The sequence below is a fragment of the Lichenihabitans psoromatis genome (assembly GCF_004323635.1).
GTDB classification, from domain to species: domain Bacteria; phylum Pseudomonadota; class Alphaproteobacteria; order Rhizobiales; family Beijerinckiaceae; genus Lichenihabitans; species Lichenihabitans psoromatis.
In genome coordinates this window covers 123,315-138,472 of sequence record NZ_CP036515.1, presented here as the reverse complement: position 1 = coordinate 138,472, position 15,158 = coordinate 123,315, and the positions used below count along the sequence as shown (strand labels likewise).

The window sequence follows — 15,158 nt, the reverse complement described above, 5'->3', positions numbered from 1 at the left end:
GAAACGCCCAGACTTAGTCGCATTCAATGCGGCGCAGGCGCTAAGTTCCTTCGAGCGCTACTACCCTGTTGCGCCCCGCTTTCTTCGCAGAATACATTGCTTTGTCGGCACGGTTCATGAGGTGGACCAAGTTATCGATCGGCTGGAAAGCCGTAACTCCAATACTTACGCTGACCGTCACTGGACCTGATGGTGTCTCAAACGGCTGCTCTGATACAATGCGGCGAAGTCGGTCGACCAGCTCTTGTGCATCCCGAAGAGTGACGCCCGGCATCCACAGCGCGAACTCCTCCCCGCCCATGCGGCCCAGCGCATCCGATCGACGTAGGTTCTCGGTGAGCCGGTCGGCGATGCCGAGAAGCACTGCATCTCCAACGCCATGTCCGTGCGCATCATTGACGCTCTTAAAATGGTCGACGTCAAAGAAGGCCAAGCAGGCGTCGCGGCCATAAGGTCTCGCAATGGAGCGCGATCGCAATGCCGCGATTTCGGACTCGATGACGCGGAGCAACGCTCGCCGATTGGGTATCCCGGTTAAACCGTCTCTATCGGCGACCATCTCCAATTCATCCAGCCGCCGCTTATCCATCGTGACGTCGCGTTCAATCGCCGCAAAGTGGGTGATTTTGCCGACTTCGTCGCGCAAGGGGACGATGCGGAGGTCCAGCCAGTAGCGCTCTCCCCCTTTTGCATAATTGAGGAGTTTTTCATGGACTTCCAGGCCCGCTAAAAGGCGACGCTTGATCGCATCGAGCGTCACACGGTCAGTGCCAGACCGCTGTAACATGCGAGGAGAGCGTCCAATCGCCTCGTCAGCGGTGTACCCCGTCAGTCTTGTGAAAGCCGGATTGACGTAGACGATCCGAGGCCCAGGGAGCTCCATGTCGGGCGTCGTGACGATGATGACGTCGTTGGTAGCTTCCGCAAGTTGTGCGAAAAGGCTCGTAGGAAAGGCGGGGGCAAATCGACTCGGCTCGGTCTTCTTCATGGTTTGAGTATCCGGGCGGGTCGCCGATTCTGTGAAGGTGACACAGCTACAGACGGGGATCAAACGAAGGGGCACTACGCTGCCGCTTTTTTGCTCCGCAGTGCCAGCTAGGATGGCGTGTTCTAACTCGCGGCGAAACAATTCAGCGGCGGTCTCCCAGATTTCCCGATCTGATCCATACCGATCGATGACGTCATGAAATGCCTTGTGGGCGACGCCAAAGGAAGTGTCGTGCAATCCACGCTGATTGAGGTAAATGCCAATCCCGCACGCATGCGGATCTTTGGCATGCCGATCCCATCGCATTGGCAAGGATTGATCATCAATGATGCGGCAGGTCTCAACAACGAGCAGGTGAGCGGAATAGCAGCCGAGCAAGGAGTTGGGTATGCGGCTCCGCTTCTTCTCCCGAGCCTCGTCCAGCCATTCCAAAGCGCGAATAGCCGGCATCGGCTTGGCGATCGTAAATCCCTGCACATAGTCGACGCCCAACACGGTGAGAGCATCCAAAATCTCGAGGGTCTCGACACCTTCGACCACGAGCTTTTTACGCAAGCCACGTGACAGCGACATCACACTTTGAACGAACTGCAGATCTGATGGTTTGCGAGCAAGCTCGCGAGCAAAGGCTTGGTCGAGTTTGATCACGTCAATGGGAAGACGCTTGAGCATGATAAGGGACGAGTAAGCAGAGCCGACGTCGTCCAGCGAGAGGCCAATGGCCATCTTCTTAAGCCGCGTCAGATTTACCATAGCTTTTTTAAGATCGAGGATCTTCTCGCTCTCTAAAAGTTCCAAGTAAATACCCTTTGTGCTAGCTTCTGCACCCAAGGTCATCTCGATCAACTCTGGTAGATCATCTCGCATTACAATCGACGTTTCTACGTTGACCGAGATGATCAAATCAGGACGTCGCCGTCGTGCTGCTGTCACAAAGTCATGGGCTTGGCGCAACATCTCACGAAAGAGCCAGACCCGCTCTTCGTCGGAAAGCTCGGGTAAAAACTGGTCAGGGGCAAGTAGAAGGTTGCCGTCTTGAAGTCTAGCTAACGCTTCAAAGCCAACGACGCGTCCGGATGACAGCTCCACAATGGGTTGCATGAGTGACGTGATGCTGGAAAGCTTGAGCAAGGCCCGCGGTCGTTCTGAAATTCCCTCGACGCAGGTCGGATCGTGATCAACGCGCATCATGCCCTCCTGATTTCCTAGCCTTGAACAGGTCCCGTACTAACCTTGATTGAGCTCTGCTCCGGTATGGCAATCCCGCCAAAGATGACTAACGACCGTTGCTAAAAGATTGAGAAAAACTGCTGTTTCGGACGTATTGCTCGGAGCTTGCCGGACCCAGCCGCTTTCTCCCCGCTCCAAAGCATGCATACATGGCTTGTCGTCGCTGCACTTACCCAAAAGGGGGGGTGTCAACAGATCGAGACGCCGTTGGCAGACACAGGTCACACTTTGGAAATGACTGTTGATAGCGTGGCGGCATTCGTGAGCAACGATGTCGGGCGCGTTAGCGCCTTCCCCGAGCTCATTGAAATCGTACACTCTTCACTCGTGGGCGTTATGAGTTTAAAGGAGGAGGTGTCGGAAGTTCAAGTGGCCGGACCAGCCGTGCCGATAACGAAGTCCGTCACCAACGACAATTTAGTCTGCCTAGAGCACGGGAAGCGATTTAAGTCGCTGAAGCGTCACTTGCAAACCGCCTTTGGCCTAATCATCGACCTGGATCGCGCTGAGTGGGGCTTACCCTGCGACTATCCGATGGTGTCTCACGGATATGCGGCTATTCGCTCGGAACTTGCGAAGGGGAATGGACTTGGCAATTCGCGTCGCAAGACCGCCGTTGCGCTTCAGAAAGCGGCCGCGCATGCTTTGGCTACCGACGCTCAAGTGGCCGAACCTCTGGCTAAGAGACGTGGCCGTCCTGCCAAGAAGGCGGTCTGCCGACCGTCTGATCGAAGGCTCGGTGACGGTCACATTGCGTGACTAGGAGGTAGAGTGTTGGAAGACTGGCCGAGACTAGACTATCTCGCCTGGCGAGACACACTGGCGACCCTGCAGCTTTGGACCCAGGTGGTCGGCAAGGTGCGGCTGGCCTGCACGCCTTGGCTAAATCATGGCTGGCACGTCCCGCTCTATGTCACGGCCAGAGGTCTCGGAACATCCCCGGTCCCCATTGCTCACGAAATCTTGGAGATCGAGTTCGACTTCGTTGCTCATTGGCTGACGTGCCGAACGAGCCGGGGCGACCAAACGAAGATGCTTTTAGAGCCGCAAAGTGTCTCCACCTTCTACCGACGCCTCATGGCCATGCTAGCTGTCTTGGGAATTCAGGTCGCAATCGACACGATGCCAAACGAAGTGTCGGAACCAGTGCGGTTCCAGGATGATCATCGGCACCAGACCTATGATGCTGACGCGGCGCACCGATTCTGGCGGACCCTCCTGCAAGCAGATCGTATCTTGAAGCTCTTCCGCACTGGCTTTGTGGGCAAGGCGAGCCCCGTCCATTTTTTCTGGGGGAGCTTCGACCTCGCCGTCACCAGATTCTCGGGTCGGCCAGCACCACTTCATCCCGGCGGTGTGCCAGGTCTTCCTGACGTTGTCACACGCGAGGCCTACTCGCACGAGGTCAGCAGCGCGGGCTTCTGGCCTGGCAGCGACGCCTTTCCAGAGGCTGCCTTCTACTCCTACGCCTACCCCGAACCGCCAGGATTTAGAGACGCCAAAATGCCAGGGCTCGCACGGTTCGAGACTGCGATGGGTGAATTTCTCCTACCATATGAGGCAGTCCGCACCGCTGCGGACCCTGACGCAGCGTTACTTGGGTTTTTGCAGGCCTCCTATGCGGCAGCAGCCGATGCTGGAAGATGGGATCGGGCTGCCCTCGAGTGCGCGCTTGGCGAAAAGGGCCAGCCTCGCCGGCTTGCGTGACACTCCGACCTTTGCGGTCTTAGATGACAAAATTAGATTGGAGTGGAGAATTTGCGAGCCGCACGAGTGGCTCGGAGCGGAAGTCGACTAGAGTGAGTAGGGCTTTGGTCGAAGCCGCGGCGGCTATACGTCGAAAATCCACGCCCTTTTGGACGGTCAAGGATGCCCTCTTGGCGTCTTGGTGACCTGTGCGAAGTTGCCGACTACAAAGCGGTGTAGCGCCTCGTCCGCATGCCAGTCGAAAAGCCTTGGCTGATGCTGGCCGACACGGGCTACGACAGTGACGCGGTTCGCTGCAGTCTCTTTATGAAGGGAACCGACACATCATCCCGCCCAGGGCCAACCGCAAGCAGGCCCCTCTCTTACGACTTCAACGCCTACAAGGATCGCAACCGTATCGAGCGGATAATCCCCCTTCGCCGAACTAACGATTAGGCATTCGAGCAGCCAAGATAACCAAGGGAGAGTGGAGCGACTTCCCATCGGCGGCGCACATCCAAAATAGACGGGAGTAGACGACTGCGAATGGTCGTCACATGGTGCGCCAGTCGCCTACTTCTTCCTCATCATCATCATCGAGCCGCTCCGCATAATCGAGGGGGCGCCGCTGCTTTTCGCTTTTTCCGACCGCGGCCCAAGGTCGGCTCATACAGCCGTAGCGCACAGCATCGGCGGCGTGGTCCTCAGCGTCGCTGTCCAAATCCTCGGGGCGGCTCTGGTCGTGTTGCAGCGCTGGGATAGTACGAATGGCATGCAGGCAGTTCGAGAAGAACACCAGCATGGGACCGTCTTCCGTGCCTTTGAAGCGGGACCGCATCTGATCCCAACCACCCATCGCACCAGCCCCGGCCACGCGCTTGTTATCGGCAGGCCGGTCGCCGGTGTTCATGCGCTCTGCAATCGAAGGTCCACCGTCATGCGAGAAGGCCGCTGGGTCGAGCACGCTGTAGGTTGGCTTGTCACCTTCTTGGCGCTGATGCACGCCAACCCCAACTTCCTCGGCTGTCAGCTTGAGCCCGACATTGTCTTTCCCATGCTGGCAACCATACCATTCGCGATACACCACCAAAGCGCCGCGCGGTAGCAGGACGTCACCCGCCTTGATCGGATCGGAGACCACGGCGAACCAATAGAATGCAAACGGCTTGGCCGAGCCCCAATCGCCTGACCTGAACCGCGTCCATGACCTGGGGATCATGAAAGGCCGAACTACGTGGCGATTGCGGTCCCAGCAGTCGAAGAAAGCGCCTTCGACCACATCCCAATCGCCCCACCGCATTGCGCGGACCAGGGCTTCAGACCCGAGGCCCTCGAGGCGGTTCTCATATCCGGGATCGTCTTGCCCCATGCTGGGATTGTCTTCGAGCCGCGCGGGAATGAACTGGCGCACCATGCCGCCGTCATTGGCGGGTCGGAGAGTGACCTGCATCGGCTCGGCGGAGTTCACAAAAGTCTGCTTGACCCAGAGATGGCCGATGTTGCCGGGGTTGGCCCCACACAGAATACGGGGGAAGCGGCCCTTGTAGGCGTCCGGGATCGTGACGCCGACCATGCGAACACGGTTGCGCAGGAACCGATACATGCTGTCAGTGAAGTGCGTCAGCTCGTCGATCAGTAGAACGTGGATCTCGGCCCCTTGGTATTTGTAGACGTCCTTCTCGTCCTTGCAGTGGCAGAGATAGATCTTCGCGCCATTCCAGAAGCGGATCTCGTCCTCCACCAGCGTGGCGAAGCCGCATAGTGCCCAGCCCGCCAGGATCGCGCGGAACCCCTTAGGACCTTCCATGTGGTTCTTGACCAGGTCGTCGCGAATGCGTCGGAACAGGTAGACCTGCAAGCCGGGGATCGCAGAACACCATAGGATCGCAGCCACCCGCATCAGGTGACTTTTGCCGCCACCTGCCGCGCCACCGTACAGCGCCTCCGTCGCCAGACTGTTCAGCGCATCGCCCTGCTTCGGGTGGAGCTGGAGGTCAAGCGTGGCTGGTGATCGTGACATTCAGCACCGGAACTAGCAGCGGGTTGTCCTTATCGCCTGCAATCGTCTGCGTCGGCTTGCCATGCGCGCGATCAAGGATCGAGTTTGCGGCTGCGACGCGAGCGGCTTCACTCTCGCCCTTGTTCGCAATTTCGACGAGAACGATCAGCATCTCCTTGGTGTAGAAAGCGGCCGCGGCTTTCAGGTCCGCCGTCGCTTTGTTGGGTGTCCCTAATTGGCGTCCGCCCGTCTTCCTACCAATCGTCATGGTGGTTTTCTTTCAGGTTGTGGTCTGGGTTGCGAGCGCCCGATAGACGCTCGCGCGGTTGATGCTGAGCTGCTTCGCAATCTCGGTCGGGCCGAGGCCGGCGGCCTGCAACTCGCGCACCTTGGCGCCATTGACCGAAGGCTTTCGCCCCTTGTACACGCCTTCGGCCTTGGCCTTGGCGATACCCTCCATTTGGCGCTCCTTGCGCAGGTTGGTCTCGAATTCAGCGAAGACGCCCAGCATGTCGAGGAAGGCTTTGCCGGCGGCCGTGCCGGTGTCGATCGGCTGCTCGGTCGCCTTCAGCGCGACGCCTTTGGCCTTCAGCGCCCGGACGATGTCCTGTAGGTCGCCGATTGAGCGCGCCAGGCGGTCGACACGCGTGACCACGATGGTGTCGCCCTTGCGCGTGAAGGTCAGCAGCGCGTCGAGTTCGCGCCGACCCTCGCGGCTGGTGCCAGATACCTTCTCGGATCGGATCTCCTGGCATCCAGCGCCGGCGAGCGCAGCCTCCTGAATTGAAAGGTCCTGGCCTGTCGTGCTGACGCGTGCGTAGCCGTAGATCATCGGGGGTCTCTGTTGCATTAGAGTTTAGACCCTTCCTGTGTATCGTTGCAAATTTTGGAATACAACCCTATTGCGACACAAATAGTGTCTCATGCGTTTGTCGCGCTGAGGTATACTCAATTAAGACACACGCCGATCCGTGTTGATTTTCGACAGTCCTGCTCGATCAAAATATGGGGTCACTAGCGAGCCAGCGCGGTCGCCGGACAAATAAGCCTGGAGCGCCGGCCGGTCGCCGTCGAGCAGCATCGCCAGGGCGACGCGGGACACCTGCCAAGGGCCGCCCGCAACGCGCCGGCCGATATAATGCAAGGCGCACCACGACTTCACGGTCGTCTGGCTTCGGCTGGCCTGCGCAGCCGCTTCTTTCAGGCAGACAGCTTCGCGAGCGTCATATGGAACGAGGATCTGCGGCTCACCTCGCATCATGTCGTTCCTCCATCGTGGCGGCCGGCTGGTCGTTGAGCCGCAGGGCAGGCTCTTCGGCCACCAGCGCCCGGAGAGCTTCCACAGCGAACCCGATATGGAGCTGCCGCTGTCCGGACGCTTCGAAGCGAGCGGCCGTCCGCTCTGCCAGGTCGAGCACGGCACGAACGCCGGCGTTGTACGCGGCTACATTGGTTCGGTTCATGCTCCGCTCCAGTCATTGTCAAATGAGCCTCTGGTCGAAGCGTCCTCTAGACCTTGACCGTCCGAGCCGAGGTTGGCCGAGGCAATCGCTTCCTGGCGTTGATCGAAAGCCCCATTAGACTGCGCGACGAAGGACTGAACGCTATGGTTGATCCCGCAAATGAAAGTCTCCCGCCCGTTGCGGACGATCGCGACGCTCCGATCATCTTTTTTGATCAAGCCGGAACGTTCGGTGCCTACAACGGCATTGGGCACATCACGCTGTCGGCAATTTTGATGCGGCGTGGTCAGAATGGAACGGTCAAGAGTGATGAGCAGGTCACAGCTTACCTCCGCACCAATCTGCATGGGTTGCGAGCGCTGCAAGCTGCTATCGAAGGCGCTCTGTTGATTGCCGAACCATTGCCGCAAGGCTCTGAAGGGAAAGCAAACTGAGAGCTTCATACGGCTTTCCTTTCCTTAAGCGAGGCGAGCCCAATCAGCGCCGCCTCGGCGCGATCGTGATCCATGACGCGGGCGAACAGATCGGCGTGAGCAGGCCAATGCGCGATGGCCTTTGAGCGGGCGAGATCTTTCATGCCGGCGCCGGGCGGGATGCCGACACGGCGTTTCCACCAGGCTGGCGTCACGAACCGCACCGGGACAGCCTGAGAGCCAAGCACGCCTTCGATCACGCCTTTGCTTCGGCCGAACGAGAATGCGCCTGACGGGGCTTCCTTGGGACGTGCCGAGACATATTCGGCAATTGCGCTTGTCGGGTTCCAGCGTCGGACGATACCGGCCAGCAAGGCAGCGTTGATGCCAGGCCGATCAGCGGGGCCGTCACCATAGAGCGTCGGCATGTCGGCTATATCGATCAGGTCGCCGGCCGGGCTCAGCAGCGCAAGGGCGCCAGTCTTACCGATGTCGATCGCGAGTATGTTCATGCGAGCCGCCCTCGATCTGACACCACGGCACACACGGCGCACCACGGCGCTTTCGGCGCATTTTCCATAGAGGTCCTATATGCGCGCGCACACATAGGGTCAGTTGAGTAAGTCAGCCGTGGTGTGCCGTGAGCCGTGGTCATTGCACAGGCCCCCAAGGCCGGTTCCCGCGACAGTCCTTCGGCAAACGATGCCATCGAATACGCTCCATGATTGCTGTGATGCGTCTCTGATCAGCCGTGCCGACACGGGCTGTCTCGATCAGCAGCCCCTCTTTCGCGACCTCGCTTACGGTCGTGACGGTTCGACCCGCGAGGAACTTGCGTATGGCTTCTTCCCAAACGTCGGCTTCAAACCGAGCGTCCTGCTCCGGCCGGATGTGCTCGCGCTCGAAGACGTCGTCAGGCCACCATTTCGCACCCTTGCGGAAGGCATCGACGGACTCGGCGAAAAGCTGGTCACGGTCATGGGACAGGGCGTCAGTATCCACAGTGGTGACCTTCACCGGCCAGAAGCGGCGCCCACCTGTTACGTCACGCAGGTAGGCTGCCTTGTTCGTGGTGCCGATGAACACGCACTGGCGCGGCTCGATGACTTCCTTCCGCCCATAGGGTGGTCGGTAGCGCTCGACCGGGCGACTGACGAACGCCTTGAGCGCGGCGTCCTCGGCTCGGTTCATGGCCGACATTTCCGCGATTTCGATCAGCCACTTGCCTTGCAGGTGCTGGGCAACATCCTTGCCCTCGGTCACGTCCGGCAGGTTGTCGGAGAACCACTCTCCGCCAAGGATGGCGCATGCCGTTGATTTCCGAGCGCCCTGCGCACCCTCGAGAACGAGCATGTAGTCGCATTTGCAGCCCGGATCGAGAATGCGCGCCACCATGGCGATCATAAACAGGCGACCGATGCCGGCATGATACGGCGTCAACTCCGCGCCAAGGTAACAAGATAGCCAGCGATCGAGCCGGCGCTTCCCGTCCCACCGCAGCCCGTTCAACCATGATCGAACGGGATGGAACGCCTTTTCCTTGGCCCGGAGGTCAACCGCTTGATGGCAGACCTCGCGACTGATCTTCTCGATGCCGGCGTGCTGCAGCCACTCCTGCAACTGGCTCACGTCGGTGTCGCGAACCGGTCGCCCAAGGGTGTCGTTCCAATCCGCCTCAGACCCTTCCACGATCGGCAAGGCGCTCATCAGCAAGGGAGCCTTCAGCATGTCATCGAAGGCGACAGCCTCCTTCAATTCCGGCGCCGCGCGAAGCGCTGTCATGGCGTTTGCCAGGACCGGTAAAGGCCGGCCTTTGCAGTCCAAAATCATCTCTTTCAGCCAGAAGGCGCGCGGCGGAGCGGCGGCCGGCTTTGCTTTCGCTCGCTGTCGCCTTGCCCCGGTGAGCTCTATGAAGTTTTTGCTCACGCCGCCGCCCTTTCGATCGCCTGTGCTCGCACGACGATGCGGGGCTCGGGACGGGTCAGAAGCTTGCGAAGCTGTAGGCTGGCGTCGACTGTCTCGGCGGCTAAAGTGAAGCCGTCCAGCGTGCGCCAAGCCCGCTTGCGGTCAATGGCGACCACACCTTCGCGATGAGAGCGTAGCCACGATACAACATTGATGTGGACCGGCATCGGTGTTCCAAGCCGGGGCAACTGCAATTCGTGTTCGCCCAACAGCACGGCTCGACCTTGCCAGCTCCCGGTCCAATCATCGCGGGGCGACCAGCCCACGATGTCCTCCGGCTCGTCCCAGCGGTTCCACGCGATGAAGCCGCAGATGGGTCGAAGCACAGGATCGTCACTGAAAGCGAAGCGCTGCCCGGAACGCTCGACCCGGATCATGCCCATGCAGGTGCCGCCACTATCGCGGTCGTGTGCCAACGCCATAATCGGGATGCCGAGCTTTTTTGTCAGCATGTCGAGCTGGCTCTGCGTCGGCGCATGGATGTTGGCGAAGAAGGTTTGAACGACGCCGCCTGATGCGGCCGCGTCGCTCATAGTGTCACCCCTTCGATGAAGTCGGCCCCGAGCTTGGCGGCGGCGGCCTTTGCTGCCTTAATTGCAGCGTCAAGAGCCAGCCACTCGCCTATGCGGTACGTTCGGCCGGTGCGCGAGACATGGTCGATGGCCCATGAGCCGCCGGCATCCTCACACGGGTAGACCAGCAGCTCGCCACGCGAGTTTCGCGACGGGAGAGCGTGAAGGGTGGCGGTCATGCTGTGCCACCTGTCGGAACAGACGCAGCGATAGCAGGGGAGACAATGCGCCAGAACCCCGAGCCTGGGGCGTCGGCGAAGTCCCGAGCTAGGCTCTCCGGCACTTGCTCCGCTGCGCACCGTGCCTCAACGAACGATTTCGACAACTCGATCGTGTCGCTGACACCGTCGAGGGTGTCGGCTGTCATCCTATGCTGACTAAGGATCCTGCAGACGAGCTGCCCGATCCTGCGACCCCCGTCCTGGCACAGCCGCACAGATCGCTGCGCGACAGCCTCGGCGAGCAGTTTCTCGACTTCACGATTAAGCCGAGCAATGTGATTGATCTCGCTCATCAGCGGCCTCCCATCATCTCGGCACGAGCTGCATGGGCTTCTCCGCGGGTGCCGAAACAGAGCTCGACGAGCAGGCGCTCAACTGCTTCGGACGCGGCGATGCGACGGCGCAGTGCAGCAACGCAAAGACTTGCGACATGAAGGGGTTCGGTGATGCGGGGAGATGAGGTTACGACGGACATGCGGTGCGCCTTTTTTAGAGCGCGGCGCTTGAATGTTCTGCCGTATGTTGATATCCCGAGTTTGCCGAGACGAGATATTACAGCAGCCTTCTGACGCCACGCGTTGGGAGGTTGTTTCGTTTCAGGGTCGTGGAGCGACGCGGGGAAGGCTAGATCGCCAAGCCTCAGCGTCTTCGCGTCGGATTAGGGTTCGCTTGGCGCACTTGATCGCGATGAGACGGCCCGCTCGGATCTCTTGGTAAGTGGCCGTTCTGCCAATACGAGCCCAGGCGAGAAACTCGGCTAACGTTAGGTTCCCCGTATCAGGGACTGTCGCGCTCACGCGGCGGCCTTAGACGTTGATGTTTCCTGCATGCCAAGCAGACGCTCAGCTTCATGGTGCGGGACACGGACTGACTTACCGATGCGGCTCGAGGCAATTTCACCTCGGTTTATCGCGAGATAGATCGCGTTAGCCGAGCGATTGAGAGCCCTTGCCAGCGGCTTTACCCTTACCGGCCGGTTATTGAGTAGATCTTGTTTCAAATCGTTATCCATGACGAGCGTATCTCCTGTCATTCGCTTCGTTAGAGCACATGACGGTTCTTGTGGTCAAGGAAAGCGAATGATATGCGAAACGCTTCACCAGAAAAACGGGAGAGGCACGAGTGGCACGGAGAGCTAAGCCTACGGGCGAGGGGAAGCGCATCGCTCTTCTCAGCCGCACAACACCGGCGCTGCGCATGCAGCTAGAGCAGGCTGCTGCTGATTCGGGACGCTCGTTGGGGCAAGAAGTAGAGCACCGGCTTGAGCAGTCATTTCGTCATGAGTTGATAGATCGGGACACACAGCAGCTAGCCGACTTGATCGGGATCTCGATCGCCGTGAATCAGACAATCACCGGCAAGCCTTGGCCGAAAAGCACGGGGGCTGCGCGCTACGTATATCGGCGCGCGGTTATCCTGATGGCTCGCATTATGGGAGTCGACCCAATCGACGAAATGAGAGACAAGGCTCGCCAGAAATGGGCAATTTCCGTTGAAGAAATGGCGATAGCTGATGAGGCTGCCCAAGAAAGGTCGACGGCTCGTTTGGCTGATGGAAGCCTTTTCGACCGCATGACAAAGCCTGTTTCGAAGTCGATAGAAGATAACGACCCTGAGGCGGCGGCCTGAAGCATCCACCGTCAAAATCGACAACTTTGACAGAGCTGACAGAACTGACAGTTTCGGCCTTTCATGATCGGCAAAAACCGCGATTTTCTAATGCCAGATGCATGGAGATCGCATGTCATACTTGCTGAACCTTCCCAATCCAGAGCCGCCTCGCTTTCCCGATAAAATCACGGTCGCGGCCCCGATCGGCCTGCGCACGCGCCTTCGCCAAGCTGCCGAGGCCGAGCGCACCACGTCGGCCGATCTGATCCGTCAAGCTATTGAGGCGCGCGTCACTGCTATCTTGAAGCCGCCCGGCAATCTCCGCCGTAGGGGCCTGACCGTGAGCTTTCTCGACTCACTGCTCGGCCTTAACTCGAACGCGCAGCAGAATGCCGCTACTTCTTAGGCCAACGGCTATTCTCAGGCGGTCGGCACGGCGAACGACGGGACGCTGACCGGCTACGGCCAAATCGCGCAGAACAACATTTCGCAAGGTGCTACGAACGCGTCAAACGTGCTCAACAGCACGACCGGACAGCGTATTCGCCAGATCTTCAATGAAGCGACGCAAACTAACATGGGCGGCCCGAACCAATGGGGTGGCGCGAAGTTTAACGCGGTCGTGCGCGGGAACAGCCAGCAGGCCGACAACCTGAAATCTGCCGTTGAGGCCCTTCAAGGTCCAGGTACATGGGCGAATTTCCAGAAGACGCTTGACGTGTTCGAGGCTATGGGGCGTCGACAAGCGCCAGGGTCCATGACGGAGCCGAACAGGCAGATCGCGAAAGAGCTTCAAAAAGGCACGCCCGTGGGCGAGATTGCTGCGACCATTGCATCGCCATCGAAAATGATGGGGAAAGCGCAAGAGCTTTACGATAATTGGCGCTACGGTAAGAACACAGCCGAGTTAGCCGCCGCTCTCACCCGGCCCGATGCCGCTAAGGTCTTTGCGAAGATCGCTCACATGGGGCCTTCCAGCACGCAGGCGCGAAACATGGCCAGCGCGTATCTTTTGAACACCGCTGCACAACAGGCGGGGAAGCGTAAAGCGGAATAGTTCGTAAAGCAGGACCCAGGCCACCGTGAGGGCAAGCCCCATAAAGAAGCCTGTTGCTGTTTCGAGGATAAGACAGGCTGGGCGGGACCATCCTTTTATGAGCGTCCCGTTCCACCCAGCCATAAACCCTTCAACCGTGAAAAACGTCTGAAACACGATCCAAAAGGCTCGCTGAGCCAGCCGCATAATGCCGTTGCGCATCCCTCTTCCTACCACCAACCGTAGGACAGGCCAATGCTCCTTCGCTCCAGGCGATGATGAAGCCGACGATGATCGCGACTGGACGGGAGTACGGAGGATCCGGATCGGTCGCTGCATGCTATGTTAGCCAACCCACCAGCCCTGCCTGCCCGGCCAGCCAAAGCGATTGCATGGTGGTCATGTTGAGCAACCGGCGATGATGGAACCAAATAAGAGCTTCAAGCCGATCTTACACATGAACGATCGGCAGACACACTCTCATGCCGGTGTGGCGCGATGACGACCTCAGAGATCAAACAGCGATCAGCCGCGCCGCATTTAGGTCCTAATGGCCTCACTCCAGTTTCATCCTCGTGACGTCACCGCCGGCTGCCAACATTTCAGCGATTCCGATAGAGGGCAGGGCAGCCCGAACGACATCAGCGACATATGACGGCGCCAATCGGGCATAGTGGCGTTCCGTGACCCGCGTGTCGGCATGCCCGAGTTGGTCTGCTATCACGCGCATCGAGACGCCCTTCATGGCAAGAGACGACGCGTAGGTGTGTCTCAAAACATGGAACGTCGGCGCCGGATCGAGCCGGGCTGCTTTAGCCGCTTCCTCGAGCGGTCGCTGTTGGTGCGACGCTCCCCAAGCCCTGCCGTCATTCCGCTTGAAGATCAGGTCACGGCCTTTGCGCCCTACAGTGAGGCTGTTGAAGATCTGGCGCCCCTCATCAGCCAACGCGACGTGTCGTGACTTGCCGGATTTGGAAAGCCGGACGGTGATCATGCCGGCGTCTGGATTGAAGTCGGCGACGTGCATGCGGGTGAGCTCGCCATAACGGCAGCCGGTCACAAGAGCGCCGCGAACCAGATCTCGAAATGATCCCTGGCAGGCGTAAACGAGCCTCACGCATTCCGACGAACTTAGAAAGGCGATCACCGGCGCGTCTGCTTCCCGGTAAGGTTTTACCTTGCGCCAGGGCTCGTCGGAGGCAACCTTGCCCTCGTGAAAGGCAAAGTTGAGTGCCGCCTTCAGCACCGTGAGGAGCCGGTTTGCCGTCGCCTTACGTGCGCGGCCGGCATCCGGGTCGTTGATGTCAATATCCGCAGTCTTGCGCACCGCGGATCCCTGTTTGGTGCGGAGCAGCTTTGGCGCCTTCTCGACGCTGAGCAGCCAAGCCCGGATGGCTTTGGTGGTTAGCCTGTCAACCTCGACAGTCCCGAGCGGTGGCAAGATTCGAGCATCTGCCGCATACCGATCCGCTCTGACCCCCTTGGACCCTTTACGCTCCCGCTCAGCGAAGTAGTCAGCCAGAGCCGCGGCGACGGCATAGGGTCCCTCATCGGGTTCTGTGTGGCCGGCCAGTTCACGCGCCTTTCGGCCGAAGAAGTCACGAGCGCGCTCCTGAGCCTGAGCAAACGAAAAGACCGTGACGCCGTCAGGGTCGCGACCATCATCGGCAGCGCCGAGCGAGCCATGGTGCTGCTTGCCGGTTTCATCGCGGAATCGGGTGAGCCACGTCCCGCCGTTTGCGCCACGCCGGTATCCCAAAGCACAGCCAGCGGAAACGACCGTCCAATACGGCTCGCGACGCTCGGGTAGCTTAGTGCGGGCCGATCGAGAGTCGGTTTTTGGGTTCTTGACGGTGCGGGCCACTGGCTACCAATCAGAGCGTACGGAAAATGTACGGAATGGATGTACGCGAATGCCTGCGAACGATCAAGAACGGATAAGCAAAATATTACAAAGCGTTCAGGTGTTCGCGG

General features: G+C 59.5%; 18 protein-coding genes. 6 read left to right on the top strand and 12 right to left on the bottom strand.

Annotation, left to right across the window (positions count from 1 at the left end):
• Positions 1-40 precede the first annotated feature (40 nt).
• On the bottom strand, positions 41-2,179 hold the full coding sequence (locus tag EY713_RS00665) for a bifunctional diguanylate cyclase/phosphodiesterase (protein WP_131113101.1): 2,139 nt from the start codon (positions 2,177-2,179) through the stop codon (positions 41-43).
• Between the two features lie 246 nt (positions 2,180-2,425).
• Between EY713_RS00665 and EY713_RS00660 the strand changes: the two genes are divergently transcribed.
• Positions 2,426-2,977: a Ros/MucR family transcriptional regulator gene (locus tag EY713_RS00660; protein WP_245572841.1), complete on the top strand. Its 552-nt coding sequence runs from the start codon at positions 2,426-2,428 to the stop codon at positions 2,975-2,977.
• 12 nt (positions 2,978-2,989) lie between these two features.
• Positions 2,990-3,925, top strand: a complete 936-nt coding sequence (locus tag EY713_RS00655) for a DUF5996 family protein (RefSeq protein WP_342635970.1) — start codon at positions 2,990-2,992, stop codon at positions 3,923-3,925.
• Between the two features lie 532 nt (positions 3,926-4,457).
• On the opposite strand, the gene EY713_RS00650 is transcribed toward EY713_RS00655, so the two are convergent.
• The 5 genes from EY713_RS00650 to EY713_RS00630 form a co-directional block, all read right to left on the bottom strand.
• The gene (locus tag EY713_RS00650) at positions 4,458-5,924 is read right to left on the bottom strand and encodes a terminase family protein (protein ID WP_131113099.1); all 1,467 of its coding nucleotides are present in this window, start codon (positions 5,922-5,924) and stop codon (positions 4,458-4,460) included.
• The gene (locus tag EY713_RS00645; RefSeq protein ID WP_131113098.1) at positions 5,899-6,171 is read right to left on the bottom strand and encodes a hypothetical protein; all 273 of its coding nucleotides are present in this window, start codon (positions 6,169-6,171) and stop codon (positions 5,899-5,901) included. The genes EY713_RS00650 and EY713_RS00645 overlap by 26 nt, the downstream gene beginning before the upstream one ends.
• A gap of 12 nt (positions 6,172-6,183) precedes the next feature.
• Positions 6,184-6,735, bottom strand: a complete 552-nt coding sequence (locus EY713_RS00640) for a recombinase family protein (protein WP_131113097.1) — start codon at positions 6,733-6,735, stop codon at positions 6,184-6,186.
• A gap of 120 nt (positions 6,736-6,855) precedes the next feature.
• Positions 6,856-7,164: a hypothetical protein gene (locus EY713_RS00635; RefSeq protein ID WP_245572840.1), complete on the bottom strand. Its 309-nt coding sequence runs from the start codon at positions 7,162-7,164 to the stop codon at positions 6,856-6,858.
• Positions 7,151-7,366 carry a hypothetical protein gene (locus tag EY713_RS00630; protein WP_131113096.1) on the bottom strand — a complete coding sequence of 72 codons (216 nt, stop codon included), beginning with the start codon at positions 7,364-7,366 and terminating at the stop codon, positions 7,151-7,153. The genes EY713_RS00635 and EY713_RS00630 overlap by 14 nt, the downstream gene beginning before the upstream one ends.
• A gap of 143 nt (positions 7,367-7,509) precedes the next feature.
• On the opposite strand from EY713_RS00630, the gene EY713_RS00625 reads away from it, so the two are divergent.
• Positions 7,510-7,800: a hypothetical protein gene (locus tag EY713_RS00625; protein ID WP_131113095.1), complete on the top strand. Its 291-nt coding sequence runs from the start codon at positions 7,510-7,512 to the stop codon at positions 7,798-7,800.
• 5 nt (positions 7,801-7,805) lie between these two features.
• Here the strand turns inward: EY713_RS00625 and EY713_RS00620 are convergent, their stop codons facing one another.
• The 5 genes from EY713_RS00620 to EY713_RS00595 all read right to left on the bottom strand — a co-directional run bounded on the left by EY713_RS00620 (position 7,806) and on the right by EY713_RS00595 (position 11,549).
• Positions 7,806-8,291, bottom strand: a complete 486-nt coding sequence (locus EY713_RS00620) for a RuvC family protein (protein ID WP_131113094.1) — start codon at positions 8,289-8,291, stop codon at positions 7,806-7,808.
• 139 nt (positions 8,292-8,430) lie between these two features.
• Positions 8,431-9,561 (bottom strand): virulence-associated E family protein, encoded by a 1,131-nt coding sequence (locus tag EY713_RS00615; protein ID WP_245572839.1) that lies wholly within the window; start codon positions 9,559-9,561, stop codon positions 8,431-8,433.
• Positions 9,562-9,701: 140 nt separating this feature from the next.
• Positions 9,702-10,277 carry a hypothetical protein gene (locus tag EY713_RS00610; RefSeq protein WP_131113092.1) on the bottom strand — a complete coding sequence of 192 codons (576 nt, stop codon included), beginning with the start codon at positions 10,275-10,277 and terminating at the stop codon, positions 9,702-9,704.
• Complete coding sequence (locus EY713_RS00605; protein ID WP_131113091.1) at positions 10,274-10,495, bottom strand: hypothetical protein; 222 nt, start codon at positions 10,493-10,495, stop codon at positions 10,274-10,276. The genes EY713_RS00610 and EY713_RS00605 overlap by 4 nt, the downstream gene beginning before the upstream one ends.
• 835 nt (positions 10,496-11,330) lie before the next feature.
• Entirely contained in the window at positions 11,331-11,549 is a 219-nt protein-coding gene (locus tag EY713_RS00595; RefSeq protein WP_131113090.1) for a DNA-binding protein, read from the bottom strand.
• A 185-nt stretch (positions 11,550-11,734) separates the two neighbouring features.
• On the opposite strand from EY713_RS00595, the gene EY713_RS00590 reads away from it, so the two are divergent.
• The 3 genes from EY713_RS00590 (at position 11,735) to EY713_RS00580 (ending at position 13,205) form a co-directional block, all read left to right on the top strand.
• Positions 11,735-12,166, top strand: coding sequence for a hypothetical protein (locus EY713_RS00590; protein ID WP_131113089.1), 432 nt, complete (start codon positions 11,735-11,737; stop codon positions 12,164-12,166).
• 112 nt (positions 12,167-12,278) lie between these two features.
• Positions 12,279-12,554 carry a hypothetical protein gene (locus EY713_RS00585; protein WP_131113088.1) on the top strand — a complete coding sequence of 92 codons (276 nt, stop codon included), beginning with the start codon at positions 12,279-12,281 and terminating at the stop codon, positions 12,552-12,554.
• 108 nt (positions 12,555-12,662) lie between these two features.
• Complete coding sequence (locus EY713_RS00580) at positions 12,663-13,205, top strand: hypothetical protein (RefSeq protein ID WP_131113087.1); 543 nt, start codon at positions 12,663-12,665, stop codon at positions 13,203-13,205.
• A 535-nt stretch (positions 13,206-13,740) separates the two neighbouring features.
• Here the strand turns inward: EY713_RS00580 and EY713_RS00575 are convergent.
• Positions 13,741-15,048: a tyrosine-type recombinase/integrase gene (locus EY713_RS00575; RefSeq protein WP_131113086.1), complete on the bottom strand. Its 1,308-nt coding sequence runs from the start codon at positions 15,046-15,048 to the stop codon at positions 13,741-13,743.
• Between the last annotated feature and the right edge of the window lie 110 nt (positions 15,049-15,158).

Bases quoted from the DNA above. Each gene is read 5' to 3' on its own strand.
- EY713_RS00625 (WP_131113095.1), top strand. From the start codon at position 7,510: ATGGTTGATCCCGCAAATGAAAGTCTCCCGCCCGTTGCGGACGATCGC.
- EY713_RS00640 (WP_131113097.1), bottom strand. From the start codon at position 6,735: ATGATCTACGGCTACGCACGCGTCAGCACGACAGGCCAGGACCTTTCA.
- EY713_RS00620 (WP_131113094.1), bottom strand. From the start codon at position 8,291: ATGAACATACTCGCGATCGACATCGGTAAGACTGGCGCCCTTGCGCTG.
- EY713_RS00630 (WP_131113096.1), bottom strand. From the start codon at position 7,366: ATGAACCGAACCAATGTAGCCGCGTACAACGCCGGCGTTCGTGCCGTG.
- EY713_RS00665 (WP_131113101.1), bottom strand. From the start codon at position 2,179: ATGATGCGCGTTGATCACGATCCGACCTGCGTCGAGGGAATTTCAGAA.
- EY713_RS00590 (WP_131113089.1), top strand. From the start codon at position 11,735: ATGCAGCTAGAGCAGGCTGCTGCTGATTCGGGACGCTCGTTGGGGCAA.
- EY713_RS00635 (WP_245572840.1), bottom strand. From the start codon at position 7,164: ATGATGCGAGGTGAGCCGCAGATCCTCGTTCCATATGACGCTCGCGAA.
- EY713_RS00650 (WP_131113099.1), bottom strand. From the start codon at position 5,924: ATGTCACGATCACCAGCCACGCTTGACCTCCAGCTCCACCCGAAGCAG.
- EY713_RS00645 (WP_131113098.1), bottom strand. From the start codon at position 6,171: ATGACGATTGGTAGGAAGACGGGCGGACGCCAATTAGGGACACCCAAC.
- EY713_RS00610 (WP_131113092.1), bottom strand. From the start codon at position 10,277: ATGAGCGACGCGGCCGCATCAGGCGGCGTCGTTCAAACCTTCTTCGCC.
- EY713_RS00605 (WP_131113091.1), bottom strand. From the start codon at position 10,495: ATGACCGCCACCCTTCACGCTCTCCCGTCGCGAAACTCGCGTGGCGAG.
- EY713_RS00585 (WP_131113088.1), top strand. From the start codon at position 12,279: ATGTCATACTTGCTGAACCTTCCCAATCCAGAGCCGCCTCGCTTTCCC.
- EY713_RS00595 (WP_131113090.1), bottom strand. From the start codon at position 11,549: ATGGATAACGATTTGAAACAAGATCTACTCAATAACCGGCCGGTAAGG.
- EY713_RS00615 (WP_245572839.1), bottom strand. From the start codon at position 9,561: ATGACAGCGCTTCGCGCGGCGCCGGAATTGAAGGAGGCTGTCGCCTTC.